The organism is Flammeovirga sp. AWQ4_249, from assembly GCF_056161045.1.
In genome coordinates this window covers 170,154-186,635 of record NZ_JBSWYJ010000004.1, presented here as the reverse complement: position 1 = coordinate 186,635, position 16,482 = coordinate 170,154, and the positions used below count along the sequence as shown (strand labels likewise).

Genomic DNA, 16,482 nt, shown 5'->3' with positions numbered 1-16,482 from the left:
ATATTAATAGATATAAACCATGGAAGCGAAAACACAATCACAACAAAAGTTTGAAGCTTTTTTAGAAAAATACGCAAAACACCCACACTACATTCCTCCAACTGGACCAGAATTAAATGCGAAGTCTTGGCAAACGGAAGCTCCTTTAAGAATGTTTTTGAACAACTTAACAGATGAGGTAGCAGAAGACCCAAATAACTTAGTCGTTTATGGTGGTACTGGACAAGCAGCTAGAAACAGAGAATCTTTAGAAAAGATCATCAAAATATTACTTGAATTAGACAACGAACATTCATTATTAGTACAATCAGGTAAACCTGTTGGTGTGGTAAGAACACATGCAGAAGCACCACGTGTATTGATTGCTAACTCTAACTTAGTACCAGCATGGGCTACTTGGGAACACTTCCAAGAGTTAAAAGAAAGAGGTCTAATGATGTATGGTCAAATGACGGCTGGTTCATGGATTTATATCGGTACTCAAGGTATTTTACAAGGTACTTATGAGACATTTGCTTCTTGTGCACGTCAACACTTTGGAGGTGACTTAAAAGGTCGTCTTTTAGTGACAGGTGGTATGGGCGGCATGGGTGGCGCTCAACCATTAGCGGCTACTATGTGTGGTGCTGCAATGTTAGGTGTTGATATTGACCCTGCTCGTATTCAAAAGCGTATCGATACGAAATATATTGATAAAATGACACACTCTTATGAAGAAGCGATCCAATGGGTAATGGAAGCGAAAGAGAAAGGTGAAGCTTTATCAGTTGGTTTAGTTGGTGATATCGGAGATGTTTTAGAGCGATTAATCCAAGACGGAATTACTCCTGATGTATTAACTGACCAAACTTCAGCACACGATCCTGTTTATGGGTATGTACCTAACGGAATGTCATTAGAAGAGGCTGAAAAATTAAGAGAAACAGATCCTGTTTTATATAAAGAAAAGTCATTGAAATCGATGGCTCGTCACGTACAGTACATGTTAGACTTAGAAGAGAAAGGAGCAATTACTTTCGATTATGGTAACAACTTACGTGAATTTGCAAAGCAAGGTGGTTGTGAAAATGCTTATAACTTCCCTGGTTTTACTCCAGCGTATATTCGTCCATTATTCTGTGAAGGAAAAGGACCTTTCCGTTGGGCCGCTTTATCAGGAGATCCTCAAGATATTAAGGTAACTGACGAAGCCTTAAAAGAAGCCTTCCCTGAAAATACACACTTGATCAAATGGTTAGAAGAGGCAGATGAAAAAGTGGCTTTCCAAGGACTTCCATCTCGTATCTGTTGGTTAGGTATGGGTGAAAGAGAGAAAGCAGGTGTGATTTTCAATAACCTAGTAAAAGAGGGTAAATTGAAAGCTCCAATTGTTATTGGTCGTGATCACCTAGACTGTGGTTCAGTTGCTTCTCCAAACCGTGAAACGGAATCGATGTTAGACGGTTCTGATGCTGTTTCAGATTGGCCTTTATTGAACTTAATGTCAAATGCGACAGGTGGTGCTACATGGATCTCATTCCACCACGGTGGAGGTGTAGGTATTGGTTACTCTCAACATGCTGGTATGGTGGTATTAGCAGACGGTACTGAAAGAGCAGAGAAATGTATTCGTCGTGTACTTCACAATGATCCTGCAATGGGTATCTTCCGTCATCATGATGCTGGATATGATATTGCTACTCAAGTTGGTGAAGATCATGATTTGATCATTAAATAAATTTTTGAGTGAGGAGGTATTTCACTCATTCTGTTTCAAGTGTTAAGCGATAGCGTCACTTGGAATTTGTTATTGGCGAAGTCTCCTGACTTCGAAATAAATAAACTTAATTGTTTTACGTTTCGAAGTCAGGAGACTTCACCGATTGTTAATCACAAGTGACGCCTATCGGCTAAACACTTGCGATATTGTTTAAATCATATTGTTGAATTGTATTTTCATACAAATGAAAAAATTAATTGGGCCGTTCTCACAAGTAGTTACACTTGCAGGTTTGCCTTTAAAAGGTGCATTAGAAGATGAGCAGTTAGAGATCATCGAAAATGCAGGGGTAAGCATTGATGAGAAGGGTAATATAGATGAAATCAAGGCGTTTGAATCTTTCAATATTTCTGACTTTGATGAAGTAGAAAAAGTGGAAGGTGAAGGCGTTTTACTTCCGGGCTTTGTAGATTGCCATACCCACATTTGTTGGGGTGGTAATAGAGCAAGGGATTATGCGATGCGTGTGGCAGGGAAACCTTATCTTGAAATTGCCAAAGCAGGTGGAGGTATCCAAGATTCTATGCGTAAGACACGTGCTGCTTCAGAAGAGGAACTAAAAAGCGTTACAATTGAAAGAGCAAATAGACATTTATCTCGTGGTGTAACTACAATTGAGGTGAAAAGTGGCTATGCTTTGGATATTGATAATGAATTGAAAATGCTTCGTGCGATTAAATCTGCTGATAAAGAAATTAAGGCAGATTTAGTATCTACATGTTTGGCAGCCCACATGAAACCAAAGGATTTTGAAGGTACTTCTCAAGAGTATTTAGATAGAGTTCTTGAAGTGTTGTTACCTGCTATAAAATCTGAGGATTTAAGTAAGAGAGTAGATATTTTTACAGAAGAAACAGCATTCAATGTTGAGGAATCTGAATATTACTTGAATAAAGCAAAAGAACAAGGATTTGAGATTACTGTTCATGCAGATCAATTCTCAACCGGAGGTTCAAAAGTGGCTGTAGAAGTTGGTGCTTTATCTGCGGAACATTTGGAATCTAGTACAGAGGAAGAAGTGAAAATGCTTGCAGATTCTGATACGGTAGCGACTGTTCTTCCTGGTGCTTCTTTAGGTTTGGGAATGCAGTATCCTCCATGTAGAAAATTATTGGATGCAGGTGCTTGTTTAGCGATCGCTTCAGATTGGAATCCAGGTTCAGCGCCAATGGGTGATATGTTGATTCAAGGGGCATTGTTAGGTGCAATGGAGAAACTAAGCACTGCCGAGGTATTTGCAGGTATGACCTTCCGCTCAGCTAAAGCTTTAAACTTGACGGATAGAGGTCAGTTAGAGAAAGGAAAGTTAGCTGATATGCAAATGTATCCTTGTGCTGATTATCGTGAAATCTTGTACAACCAAGGGATGTTGCCTCCTTCCAAAGTTTGGAAGAGAGGACAATAGATAATATAGAGAAGGGGCATTGTTAGCAGTGTCCCTTTTTTTCATTAAAATAAAGTTTTAAATTAGTCTCAAATCTATTTTTTAAGCAGACTTCACTAACATGAAAACAACTCCTCAGAAAGCGAAAAATAAACTATACCTACTTGTAGGAATACTCGTCATAACTAGTATTGCTTTTCGAGTAATCAATGAAGTAAACTTTGAACAAACCTCACTCTTATTTGTAGGGTTGCCAGCTTTAATGACATTGATGGTTATTAAATATTCAGGGAAACCTAAAAGCACTTATGGTATGGTATTTAAAGTGATTACATTATTTCTCTTAATGTCTTCTATTCTTTTTGGTGAAGGTGTTATCTGTATTTTAATAGCTGCACCAATTTTTTATGGTTCTGCTTTTTTAATATTATTTCTTTGGCAGTGGATTCAGAAAAGAAAGAAACAAAATAAGGCATATTCTCTAATCATTTTTCCTGCTCTTTTTGTTTTATTTCAACCTCAAGGAATTATCAATTCACCTGATGTTGAAACTGTTACTGTAACCAAAGATATGGGTAAAAAAGTATCATTAAAAGCTCTTTATCAGTTACCTAATTTCAAAATTGATTATCCTGTTATCTTTAATATGGGATTCCCTCAACCTGTGAAAATTACTGGAGAAGGTATGAGTAAAGGAGATCAAAGGCATATTCAGTTTTTATCATACACTAAAGGAATGGGCACGTTAAGTTTAGAAATTGAGACTATTACTGAAAAAGAAGTAGTGTTTAAAGTCATCCATGACGATACCCATATTAACCATTGGTTGACTTGGGAGAAAGTGAAGGTAGAAGTAAATGATTCAAACGTGTCTTGGACGTCTCAGTATACTTGTGATTTGGGTCCACAGTGGTACTTTAATCCAATAGAAAAATGGGTAGTAAAAGTGATGAACGAACATTTAATCAATTCATATTTTGACAGAAATAGAAATAATTAGAACAGTATTCGTTCTCTTAGCTTTATTTTTTATGGGGTATTTAACCCTTAGAGATCAGCAAGAGGAAAAAAGGAATTGGGCAAGGTTTAATGCGTCATTATTTGTTGGTTCTTGGCTTCCAATTGTCAATTTTATTCTAGTAGATAAGGGATTATGGCACTTTACAGAAATTAATGCTTTTAAAATGCCATTTGACTTCTATTTTTTATGGGTGATTTTATGGGGAGTCATACCTTCCTTTTTCCTTCAAAAGAAGCATATATTGATGTTGCTTGTCGCAGTTATTTGGATGGATATTATTTTTATGCCCTTATTACAAGACTATGGCATATTGGTGTTACAAGAAAATTGGTGGTTAGGGGAAGTCATACTGATTCTTACTGTATTTCTACCTGCTTATTTTTGGGCGTATTGTAGTTATCATTCTATTCATCTCTGGTATAGAGCATTAAGTCAAGTAATAGTGATGGTAGGATTATTAATAATAGGCCTTCCATATCTTTTGTATTACTATCAATTAATTCCAGAAATTAAGTATTTTTGGTCACCAATCCTTTTTCAGTTACTGCTAATTATAGTATTTCCAGCATTGGTCGCCGTTCAAGATTTAGTAATTAAAGGTAAAGGTACACCCTTCCCCTATGATAAAACACAAAAATTAGTTACAAATGGAGTGTATGCATATTGCAGAAATCCCATCCAATGGTCGATGACTCTATTATTTATACCACTCAGTTTATTTCATGAAACTTATTATTTACTGATAGGCTCAATTATATCGATCACTTATGTTTTTGGCGTATCAGAATTTCAAGAATATCCTGATATGAATGAAAGGTTTGGTGATGAATGGAAATCCTATATAAACTCAGTACCCAAATGGTATTTTTTATGGATTCCCAAATGTATACCTCAAGGGACTATATATTTTGATATGAACTGTCAGCAATGTTCTAACATAGCACAATGGTTTATTAAACAAAATATACATACTCTCAACATTCAACCTGCTAGCAGTTATGCAGGAACAAAACTAACAAGAGTGACATTTGTTGATCATCATTACAATGAATTTAAAGGAGTTAATGCAATTGGTCATGCTTTAGAGTACATTAATTTAGCTTATGCGACTTTAGGTTGGTTCCTTCGTTTATATCCCTTTAATTATTTATTTCAATTAATTGTCGATGCCACAGACATTGAAGAGAAGGTTGAAACCTGTGATGTAAATTGATTTGAAATAATATTTCCTCTTATGAAAAACATATAACCCTCTATTTAAACAACCTTAAAAAAATAGAGCTTTACAATTATGATAGTTAATAATTAAAAAAGATTTTTGTCAATTACCATGAAAATCGATTTAAAGAAATAAATAAGTTGGCAGAAGCTTAAGAATAAAGGGACATGTAATATGTTCCTTTTTTTATTTCCATTATATTGAAAATTAATTTTTACTGCTACTGTCTAACATTTCAACATGGAACAAAACTATTCAAAGACTATTCAAGACATAAGTGGACCAAAAGGCTTCCCACTTGTCGGAAATTTATTTCAAATTCAACAAGAAAAAATACATCAAAACTTAGAAGATTGGGCCAAAGAATATGGAGACTTTTATAAAGTGAGTTTTCCGGGTGCGAAGATCGTTGTGATGTCAAATCCTGAACATATTCAATTTTTATTGAAAAATAGACCCAACAAATTCCGTCGTTTATCTAAGATGAAGGAAATAATGGATGAATTGGGATTCTATGGTGTTTTCTCTTCAGAAGGAGATACTTGGAAGAAACATCGAAAAGTAACGACACAAGCTTTAAGTCATAAGAATGTGAAAAATTACTTTCCATTGATATTAAAAATTGGTGATCGCTTAGAAAGTTATTGGCGAAAACAATTGAAGGGGAAAGAAATGATGACTGATTATGATATCTCTCCTGATTTTATGAATACAACAATTGATTTGACAACAAATCTAGCATTTGCTTATGATCTAAATACTATTCATGATAGGAGGGAAGTAACACAACAACATATTTCTAAAATTGTTCCTAAACTTAACGAAAGAACAAATTCTCCAATACCTTTTTGGAGATATATTAAGACACCTTCAGATAGAGATTTTGATAAGTCAATGAATACACTACATGACATCATTGGAGGATTTATTGAAAAGGCACAAGATAAGATTGATAAGCATCCAGAATTAAAAGAAAATCCAACTAATTTTCTGGAAGCATTACTTAGTTCTCAAAGCAAAGAAGATCCTTTTACTTGGGAAGAAATTTATGGAAATATCTATACCATGTTATTAACAGGAGAGGATACAACTGCGAATACATTGTCATGGTTCACTTATTTTATTGCTTCAAATCAACATATCCAAGAGAGGATATATGATGAAATAAATGAAGTTTTAAAAGGTAATGAGGATATCACTTCGATCGATATTTTAAAAGAGTTTCAATACTTGAATGCGACTTTGCAAGAAGTCATGAGAATGAAACCAGTGACGCCTCTTCTTTATTTTCAATCCAATGAAGAAATGGTCATCGGTGATGTTTTATTTCCAAAAGATACGTTTTTTATCACCTTGATGAGGTCAGGAGGAATGAATGATAATTATTTTTCTGAACCTGATGCTTTAAAACCAGAACGTTGGTTAGCTAAAGCGAGTGGATGCCCTATGCATGGTAAACATAATGAAGAAGGAATTATGACTTTCGGTGGTGGTCCAAGATTCTGTCCAGGAAAGTTTTTGTCGGAAACCGAAATGATGGTTTTTGCTATTAAAATGTTGAAAAACTTTAAAATAGAACTGGATGTTTCTGAAGAAAAAGTACAAGAAAAATATGACTTCACGATGACTGTAGATAATCTGAAAGTCAAGATGATAGATCGAAATTATTCAAATCAAAGTAAAAGAAAAGAGGAAGAAATAGCCTCTAAGGCATAAAGTCTAAAATGTGTTTTTATCTTTTCTAAAATTATAATATGTTTACATAAATTTTTTCGACTTTACCATTATTAAACTTCTGGTTAATCGATTTACCAAGTAATTACTCGTAACTTTTAATACACTATGACACAACTTCAATACTCAAAAACGGTCAAGGATTTAAATGGTCCAAAAGGAGTTCCCGTATTTGGGAATATCTTTGAATTAGATAAAACAAAGATTCACCTTTTGTATGAAAAATGGGCTAATGAATTTGGAAGCTTGTACAATCTAAATTTCTTAGGAAGAAAACTAACGGTATGTACTGATCCTGAATTGAATGCCTATATTTTAAAAAACAGACCGACCAAATTTAGACGATTCAAAAAAATGGCGGAGGTTATTGAGGAAGTTGGGATTAATGGAGTATTTGCTGCAGAAGGTGAATCTTGGAAGAGACAAAGAAAGGTGACTCAGAAGGCTTTGAATAATAAGAATGTGAGATCTTTCTTTCCAGGAATTGTAAGAGTCGCAGATCGCTTGTCGAAGCATTGGGCAACTATTGCCAACACAGAAAACTACGAGATTGATAAAGATTTCCAAAAAGCTACGGTTGATGTTACCACCAATCTTGCTTTTGGATATGATATGAATACAGTGGAAAATGATGTGGATAAAACACAGGAACACATCAAAAAGATTTTCCCTAAAATGAACAGTAGAATCAATAGTCCTATTCCTGTTTGGCGATACATTAAATCAGCTTCAGACAAAAAGTTTGAAGAATCGATGGAGTATATCAAGTCTGCTTTCGGAGGATTTATTGACAATACACAAAAAAGAATTGAAGAAAACCCTGAAATATTAGAAGCACCAACAAATTTTTTGGAAGCAATGATTGCTTCTCAGGATAAAGAAAATCCATTTACATGGGAAGAAATCTTTGGTAACCTTTATACAATGCTTTTGGCAGGGGAGGATACCACTTCAAATGCCCTATCATGGATTACTTATTTCTTAGCAGCTTATCCTGAAGAACAAAAGAAAGTGCAAGCCGAAATTGATCGTTTATTGAATGGTGAAAAAGTGGATGAATTTGATCAATTGGAAGCTTTTGAATATACGGCAGCTGTTATCAGGGAATCTTTAAGAATGAAGCCAGTCACTCCACAGTTATATATGCAAGCATTGGAAGATGTAGTTGTTGGAGATGTATTTTTCCCAAAAGGAAGCTTTATTGTTACCCAATTAAGCCATGCTCAAAGATCAGATGAACACTTCAAAGATGCGGATACTTTTGCTCCAGAGAGATGGTTAGTTCCAGTGGAAGCTTCAGGCTGTCCTTATCACCAAAACCATAACGAATCAGCAATGAAATCATTTGGTGGAGGCCCTAGACTTTGTCCAGGTATGTTTTTATCAGAGGTAGAAATGAAGACTTTTATTATTCGATTATTTAAAGAATATAATGTCGAATTAAATGTTCAAAATAAGGAAGTGACTGAGTTATTTGCATTTACGATGTCACCTGAGAATTTGAGAGTAATATTGAAGCCAAGGAACCTGGAGTCAGCTGTAAATAATCCGACATTAGATGCGTTAGAATTAAAGTAGAAATATTAACTTTTGTATTTATATTTTAATTTATTTTAGTAAATTAGAAAGCAAAGTTAGAGTGATGTTTTTTCTCTTCAACTTTGCTTTTTTACTTTTTAATTGAAATAATGAAAAGATTTCTATTTTTTACTGTACTTCCATTTATACTATTAGCTTCTATTACTACTTACTCATATCCATATTTACCAATTATTAAATCCTTTTCAAAAAGTGATTATAAAGCAGGTAGGCAAAATTGGGATATTGCTTTTGATAAATATGGTATTACCTACTTTGGTAATAATGATGGGCTATTAAAACATGTTGGTGATAGTTGGGAGTTATTAAAAACATCAAAAAATGATAACGTCAAAAGTATTTTCATAGAGAATGATACAATTTGGGTAGGTGGTTCTACGCAATTTGGTTTTTTTACTAATAACGTAAAAGATCGACTAGAATACCATGAGATTTCATCGGGTATTAAAGGACAAATTTGGGAAATTGAAGCAATCAATGAAAAGTTATATGCTCAAACGGAAGCAGGAGTTTTTATTTACAATAAAATAAATAAAACTAGTGTTTTTGTAGAAGAAGACACGAAAGGTTTTTTCGATATTGTTAATTATAAAGGAGCTATTTGGGGTATTGATCGTAAACACAGGATAGGGTATCTTTCCAAAGAAGATAAATTTATTGTTCAAGATAGTGTCCCAAACCTACAATCCATTCAGTCGATATTTATACATAAAAACAAAATCGCTTTTTTAAAAAATAATAGCACTATACAATATTATTCATCAAAAGGAGAAAGTACTGAAGTTCATTTACCTGATGAAATTGTCAATTCGTCTATTTTTTCATGCCAACCTTATAATGAAAATGAAATACTTTTTGGTAGTATAACTAAAGGAATTTACGTTTATGATGTAGAAAATAAGCAGGTGAGCGTTAATATTTCCTCTTCTGATGGATTGATGGATAATACAGTATTAGCGATTCAAAAAGATGACTTCTCAAACATATGGGTAGGTTTAGATTATGGAATTAGCTACATCGAGAGCCAAAAAATCCTTAAGCCTATATTCAATCAAGGAGCAACGTATGATTTCTTAGTAGATAGAGATACTACTCTGCTAGCCACTAATAAAGGTGTTTTTCAATCGGTTAGAAATGAGAAATTCCATCTTTTAGAAGGTCTTCATGGTCAAGCATGGAGTATTAAAAGTATTAATGGAGAGAAAATGATTTGTCACAACAATGGTGTATTTCTTTTGAAGGATAGTAAAGCAAATTCAGCTTTCAATGAAACAGGCGTGTTAGATATAGCAAATTTTGAAGGAACCAATAAATATATCGTTTCAGCCTATACAGGACTCCTTTTTATGGAGATGAAAGAAGGAAAGCTAATCGAAATTGGTAATCTCTATTATTGGGGGAATCCAGAAATCAAATTTGATAGAGATGAAAATGCAATATGGGCAAAATCAAGAGATGGAGAATTGAAAAAGTTCTCTTTGATGAATAAAGGAAATGAAATAGATACAGAAGTGTTTGATGAAAATTATTCTATTTTTCAGGTGAAGGGTGAACTTTTGTTTTACAATAATGAATACCTATTACAATACAAAAATAGGAAGTTCAAAAAAGTCAATAAAGAACCTTATAGTCAAATTAAAGGAGAAGGTTTGAGTAGTGTGGATGTAGGTCCAGACGGTCATTCTATCAGTTATATTCAAAATGGAAAATTGGAATTGCTTATTAATATTTTAGATGGGAATTACTATTCTTATGAAAAAGTATTAAGCTCTTTAGAAAATCATCTTTTAATTGGTTCTGAAAAAATTAAATTCTTTGGAAAGGTTTTATGGATACCAACGGATAGAGGAGTAGAGATCTTGAATCCTAACGATAAATCGAAAAGATTAGAAAGTCCATTACCTCTTATATCAAGATTAATCACTAAAAATATAGACAATAAGACGAGTCAATTTACCTATCCTTATGCCTCTAATGAAGTAAATTTAGATGAAGATGTTGTAGATGTTGAATTTAAATTTGCACAGCAAAAAAGCTTAAGAGATCATGTGGTATTTCGTTGTAAATTAGATGGATATGATCCGGATTGGTCAGATTGGACAACTCAAACATCAAAAGAATACACAAAAATTAAAGGAGGTAAGTATCATTTTATTCTTCAATCAAAATTAAATGGAGGTAATTTAAAAGAAACTAAATTAAGGGTAAATGTATTAAGAAATTGGTATGAGACTGATTGGGTCTATTTACCTATTTTCTTTTTATCTATTGCTATAGTATTTGGCTTTATGAAAATCTATGTGATGTATACCAAACGTCAAATCGCAACTTTACATAAAAAACAAAAGAATGATCTTGAAGCAGAAAAGTTAACCATTAAAAATGAGCAATTATTGAAGTATACTGAAATGCTTACGCATAAAAATGCTTTTCTGAGAGATCTATATGAAGATTTGGAAAATATTGGACATCGTAAAACTGAGCTTTGGAGAAAGAAAATTGATAGTGAATTAAGTTCAGATAAAAAGAGTCTTATTTTTCATGAGTTATTCAATGAAGTAAACCATGAATTTATCCATCAATTAGAATTAGATTATCCAAAACTCACACAAAATGAAATTCGTCTAGCTTCTCTAATTAGGTTTAATTTGAATAATTCTGAAATAGCAAATATCATGAATATCACTCAGAAATCTGTTGTTGTAAATCGATATAGATTGAAAAAGAAGTTGCTGTTAGAGAATGAAATAGACCTAGATCAATTTATTAAAAATTACAACACAGATCCTGTAAATATCTGATAATCAATTGTAATGTTGTGTCTGTATATGATCTGTATATTGTTTTTATAAGTGTGTAGACTACATTTAATACGAGCCATTTAGACTTTATTCCTGTGTTTCTATATGTTTGGATTAATGAAATGAAACAGACATTAACCGCTATAACAAAGTGAACAACTACTGGTTTTGAATTTGATTAAATCTATTTAGGATCCATCTAGATTTAATTTTTATTGCTATTGTAATCTAAATTATAATGGAAGGTACAACCTTATTTATTACAGCTATGAATTTAATTTACTAGTACATCTACACTTTTGAAGGTTTTATGTCTTGTCAATCTCTCAATTAAATCTAAATGAAAACAACTATTATGAGATTAACATTAACCTTTCTCTTTACAGTCATTACTATGTTGTACTACAATTGTAATGTCTATTCTCAAGGATACTTACATACAGAAGGTAAGAAAATCGTCGATTCGAATAACAATGAAGTTATTCTAATTTCAATGAACACAGGTAACTGGATGGTACAAGAAGGTTACATGATGGGTACAGAAGGTGTTTTTGGGCCACAACATGAAATTAGGGCAGGTATTGAGGATCTAATTGGTCCTGCAGATACCGATTTATTTTATGAAGCTTGGTTAGATAATTACCTATCCAAAAAAGACGTTGATTCTTTAGCGGCTTGGGGTTTTAATAGTATTCGTTTACCCATACACTATAATCTTTTTACTTTACCAATCGAAGATGAACCTGTACCGGGTCAAAACACATGGCTTACAAAAGGTTTTGAATTGACAGATCAAGTATTAGAATGGTGTGAAGCAAATAATATGTATTTAATTATTGATCTTCATGCAGCACCTGGTGGACAAGGTGCAAATGCAGATATTTCTGATTATGATGCCACAAAGCCTTCTCTATGGGAAAGTGCTGAGAATAGATCAAAAACGGTAGCACTTTGGCGTAAGATTGCTGAAAGATATGCCAATGAACCTATGATTGGAGGGTATGATTTAATCAATGAAACCAATTGGGATATTCCTAACAACACCTTGTTAAGACAATTGTCAGAGGATATTACTTATGCTATTAGAGAAGTCGATAATAATCATATCATTTTTATTGAAGGGAATGGTTTTGCAAATGATTTCACAAATATGACACCTCCATGGGATACAAATGTAGTATATGCACCACATAAATATTGGAGTAAAAATGAAACGGAAGATATTCAATGGGTATTAGATATTCGTGAGCAGTACAACGTACCATTATGGTTTGGTGAAACAGGTGAGAATTCAAATGCATGGTTTACAGAAGCATCAAAATTATGGGATCAACATGGTATTGGTAGAGCTTGGTGGCCAATGAAAAAGTTTGGGTCTGTAGCAGGAATTATTACTGTAGAGAAAACACCAGAGTATGATCAATTATTAGATTATTGGCATGGTAGAACTAATGTGAGACCATCAGCAGCTTTTGCCAAAAGTGCATTAATGGGTATGATAGAGCAACAAAAACTGGAGAATTGTAAAATTAACTATGATGTTCTTGATGCCTTGTTTAGACAAACAACGACCAATGAAACAGTTCCCTATTCATCAGTTTCTATTCCAGGAACAATTTACGCTCCTGAATACGATTATGGTACGCAAGGTTTTGCCTATTCAGATAATGAATATGCTGATTATCATCTAACTACGGGATCTTGGAATGGCTGGAACAATGGCTGGATCTTTAGAAATGATGGAGTGGATATTGAGCCTAGCTCAGATAATCAAGAAAGTAATGGTTATATGGTAGGTTGGACCGAAGAGGGGGATTGGATGCAGTATACGGTGAATGTGAATCAAAAAGGTGCTTATAGACTTCGATTAAGATATGCTACAAATTCAGGAGGGATTTTCCATATTGAGAGTAATGGAAAAGATGTTTCAGGTCCTATCTCTGTTGGTTCAACAGGCTCATATACAAATTGGTCATCGCACAATGCTGAGTATGTAATGCTTGATGCTGGAGAAAATAAAATTAGATTTGTAATTGACCAACCTGGATTTAATTTTACAAAATTTGAGTTACACAGTCCCGTTAGCCAAAGTTCTGTAGATACAAAATACCTTTCATCAGTAACTTTGAATAACGAAAAGTCGGTTATCCTAACTTTTAATAAACCATTAAATACATTTGATGTAAATAACTCAGGATTTTCATTAAAAGTGAATGGAGGAGAGAAGGCTTTAGAAAATGTAGTATTAAGCAGTTCAAATCAAGTAACATTGTCTATTAATGATGTTATGTTCTACACTGATGAAATTAGAGTTTCTTACAATGGAAATGCGGTTTCATCAACAGATGGAAGAGGATTATCTCATTTTCATGATCAACTTGTAGTCAATAATATTGCTCCAAGATTTGAGATACCTGGAAGAGTGGAAGCTGAGGATTATGTAGAAATGAGTGGAATTGGATTAGAAAATCCTACTGGAGATCGTGATGGAGGAGGAGCTAATATTGGATATTTACATCCTGGAGACTGGGCAGATTATCAAGTGTACTCAGCGGTAGATGGTGTGTATAAAGTAGATTTTAGAGTAGCAAGTAACTTTGAAAATGGAGGAGAATTGCAATTACAGATGAATAATCAGGTATTGTCTACAACAAGCATCCCAGGAACGAATGGTTGGGCTAATTATATAGTTGTCTCAGATACCCTAGAAATTGATGCTGGTTCAAACACCCTTAGAATGTATGTTCCTTCTTATGGAGAATACAATTTGAATTGGATGGATTTTACATTATTATCACTTAAAGGAGTAATTGAAGCAGAAGATTATATTGCTCAAAATGGTACGCAAACTGAAAATTGTCAAGATGCTGGAGGTGGATTAAATGTAGGTTTTATAGATGATAATGATTGGATGGATTATCAAATAGACTTGGCTCAAGGTGGTGAATATACTGTTGAATTTAGATACGCAAGTCAAAATGGTGGGTCTGAGTTAGCCTTATTAAACGATGGACAGCAATTGTCTGTCACTACTTTATCAGCTACAAATGGATGGCAAAATTGGTCTACAGCATCTACTGTTGTTAATCTTAATGCAGGAACTTCAACTTTACGATTACTCGCACAAAGAGGTGGATATAATGTCAATTGGTTAAAACTTACTCTAAATACACCTTGTGTGCCACCTACAATAGATTTAGGGTCTGATGTGAGTATTTGTCAAGGAGAAACAGTAACCTTATCTTCACCAGATACATTTACTTCTTATTTCTGGAGCACAGGGGAATCAACTCAAAGTATAGAAGTGGGAGTAGAAGGAGATTATTCTTTGACGGTTACAGATCAATTTGGGTGTCAAAACACAGATGTTATTCATGTATCAGTAACCAATGGACCAACTTTAACACCAAGATTTAGTATTAACGGAGGTATTACACAATCAGGTTCAACTGTGGTTGTTGATGAAGGTATGTCATTCCAATTGATTGCAGTAAACGCATCAGTGGATAACTGGCAATGGTCAGGACCATCAAATTTCTCAGCAACCACTTCTAGTGTTTCCCTATCAAATGTAAATACTCTAGATGGTGGTACTTATACAGTAAGTTCTATAGGAACAAACGGATGTTCATCTTCTGTATCATTTAATGTTGTCGTCAATGGAGTAGATTTGGTATCACCAAGTACACCGACAAATCTTAATGCATCTAATATTACAACTTCTGACTTATTATTATCATGGAGTGCCTCTTTGGATAATGTAGGAGTACAAGAATATGAGGTTTATCAAGATGGAAGTTTTATAGGAAGTACATCTTCAACGTCAATTCAAATCAATAATTTGTTAGAAGAAACAACGTACCTATACTCAATAATTGCTGTGGATGAAGCTGGAAATACATCTTCAGAAAGTAGTTCATTATCGGTGACAACTTTGGCTGCTCCAACAGAAGTCGTATTATTCCAAAATAACAATGGTGGAGATAAAATGGAAGTTACAGATGGCCAAGATGGTGCACAGGAATTTAGATATGGATCTAATGGAAGTAATTACCAAATCACAAAAGTGGGTGTATATCTTTCTAAAGAAAAATCACCGAATGGTAATCTTATCTTGAGTGTTGGAACTTCTAGAAATGGAGGAAGAATTAGTGATGAAGTTGGAATCTCAGCCAATCAAGTGACTAATAATTCAGAAGGGAAAAACTTTACTTACTTTGAATTTGTATTACCAAATCCAGTGGATCTACAAGGAAATCAAAGATATTATCTAAACTTCCATAGCCAGGCAAGTAATGGTGATAAGTACTATTTTGAGTATGATCCTAATAACCAATATAATAATGGAAACTGGTTCAAAGATGGTAGTAATGATGGTAAAGACATTAGATTCAAAGTTTATGGAAGTGAATCAAGTGGCTCAAGATCAAAAACAGCTTCACTAAATTTAAATGATGAATTAAATGAAATTATAGCTTACCCTAATCCTTCCAATGGTCGTGATGTTGGTTTAAGAGTACCCAATAATTTCAGAGAAAGTTCAGTTGTTATTTATAATCTTCAAGGTAGAATTGTCCACACGCAAGATTTAAAGTCAGCAAGTAGTACAAAAGTAATATACTTTAAAAATATGCTTTCCGCAGGCTATTATATCTTAAGATTGAATAATGGAAAAGAAATTAAAACAGCCAATTTGATTATTAAGTAAAGAACTTTTTATCCTAATATACTATTAAGGTCATTCTAGTTTTAGAATGGCCTTTTTTATTTGTATTTAATTTTTTGATAGTTAATCGATCTTCCTGTAAGTTGATACTATTTCTGGTAGCGTCCTATTCAATGTATACTCGATCAATGAATCCCAATTTTAGTCTGGTAAAAGCTGTAAAGAGTATAATTGAAAGCTCTTTAATATTTCAAATTGTATCATTTTTATAATGTCATTTTTCCATTTACTTTTATTTA

At 33.6% G+C, this 16,482-nt stretch carries 8 protein-coding genes; all 8 read left to right on the top strand.

Translation table 11 applies throughout. The annotated features are described in order from the left end of the window. The first annotated feature begins 19 nt into the window (after positions 1 to 19). On the top strand, positions 20 to 1,717 hold the full coding sequence (gene hutU, locus ACXAHM_RS05665; RefSeq protein ID WP_474959440.1) for a urocanate hydratase: 1,698 nt from the start codon (positions 20 to 22) through the stop codon (positions 1,715 to 1,717). 226 nt (positions 1,718 to 1,943) lie between these two features. After that, entirely contained in the window at positions 1,944 to 3,164 is a 1,221-nt protein-coding gene (gene hutI, locus ACXAHM_RS05660) for an imidazolonepropionase (RefSeq protein WP_474959439.1), read from the top strand. Positions 3,165 to 3,264: 100 nt separating this feature from the next. After that, positions 3,265 to 4,143, top strand: a complete 879-nt coding sequence (locus ACXAHM_RS05655; protein ID WP_474959438.1) for a hypothetical protein — start codon at positions 3,265 to 3,267, stop codon at positions 4,141 to 4,143. A 31-nt stretch (positions 4,144 to 4,174) separates the two neighbouring features. Further along, on the top strand, positions 4,175 to 5,377 hold the full coding sequence (locus tag ACXAHM_RS05650) for a methyltransferase family protein (protein WP_474959437.1): 1,203 nt from the start codon (positions 4,175 to 4,177) through the stop codon (positions 5,375 to 5,377). A gap of 246 nt (positions 5,378 to 5,623) precedes the next feature. After that, a complete protein-coding gene (locus ACXAHM_RS05645; protein ID WP_474959436.1) occupies positions 5,624 to 7,099 on the top strand; it encodes a cytochrome P450 in 1,476 nt (491 codons plus the stop codon). 126 nt (positions 7,100 to 7,225) lie between these two features. Beyond that, complete coding sequence (locus ACXAHM_RS05640) at positions 7,226 to 8,695, top strand: cytochrome P450 (protein WP_474959435.1); 1,470 nt, start codon at positions 7,226 to 7,228, stop codon at positions 8,693 to 8,695. A gap of 110 nt (positions 8,696 to 8,805) precedes the next feature. Continuing rightward, positions 8,806 to 11,517 carry a ligand-binding sensor domain-containing protein gene (locus ACXAHM_RS05635; protein ID WP_474959434.1) on the top strand — a complete coding sequence of 904 codons (2,712 nt, stop codon included), beginning with the start codon at positions 8,806 to 8,808 and terminating at the stop codon, positions 11,515 to 11,517. Between the two features lie 355 nt (positions 11,518 to 11,872). Next, entirely contained in the window at positions 11,873 to 16,225 is a 4,353-nt protein-coding gene (locus tag ACXAHM_RS05630; RefSeq protein WP_474959433.1) for a carbohydrate-binding protein, read from the top strand. The last annotated feature ends 257 nt before the right edge of the window (positions 16,226 to 16,482 follow it).

Coding starts and splice junctions, on each gene's coding strand:
- ACXAHM_RS05630 (WP_474959433.1), top strand. CDS start 11,873: ATGAGATTAACATTAACCTTTCTCTTTACAGTCATTACTATGTTGTAC.
- hutU (WP_474959440.1), top strand. CDS start 20: ATGGAAGCGAAAACACAATCACAACAAAAGTTTGAAGCTTTTTTAGAA.
- ACXAHM_RS05655 (WP_474959438.1), top strand. CDS start 3,265: ATGAAAACAACTCCTCAGAAAGCGAAAAATAAACTATACCTACTTGTA.
- ACXAHM_RS05650 (WP_474959437.1), top strand. CDS start 4,175: ATGGGGTATTTAACCCTTAGAGATCAGCAAGAGGAAAAAAGGAATTGG.
- ACXAHM_RS05640 (WP_474959435.1), top strand. CDS start 7,226: ATGACACAACTTCAATACTCAAAAACGGTCAAGGATTTAAATGGTCCA.
- ACXAHM_RS05645 (WP_474959436.1), top strand. CDS start 5,624: ATGGAACAAAACTATTCAAAGACTATTCAAGACATAAGTGGACCAAAA.
- hutI (WP_474959439.1), top strand. CDS start 1,944: ATGAAAAAATTAATTGGGCCGTTCTCACAAGTAGTTACACTTGCAGGT.
- ACXAHM_RS05635 (WP_474959434.1), top strand. CDS start 8,806: ATGAAAAGATTTCTATTTTTTACTGTACTTCCATTTATACTATTAGCT.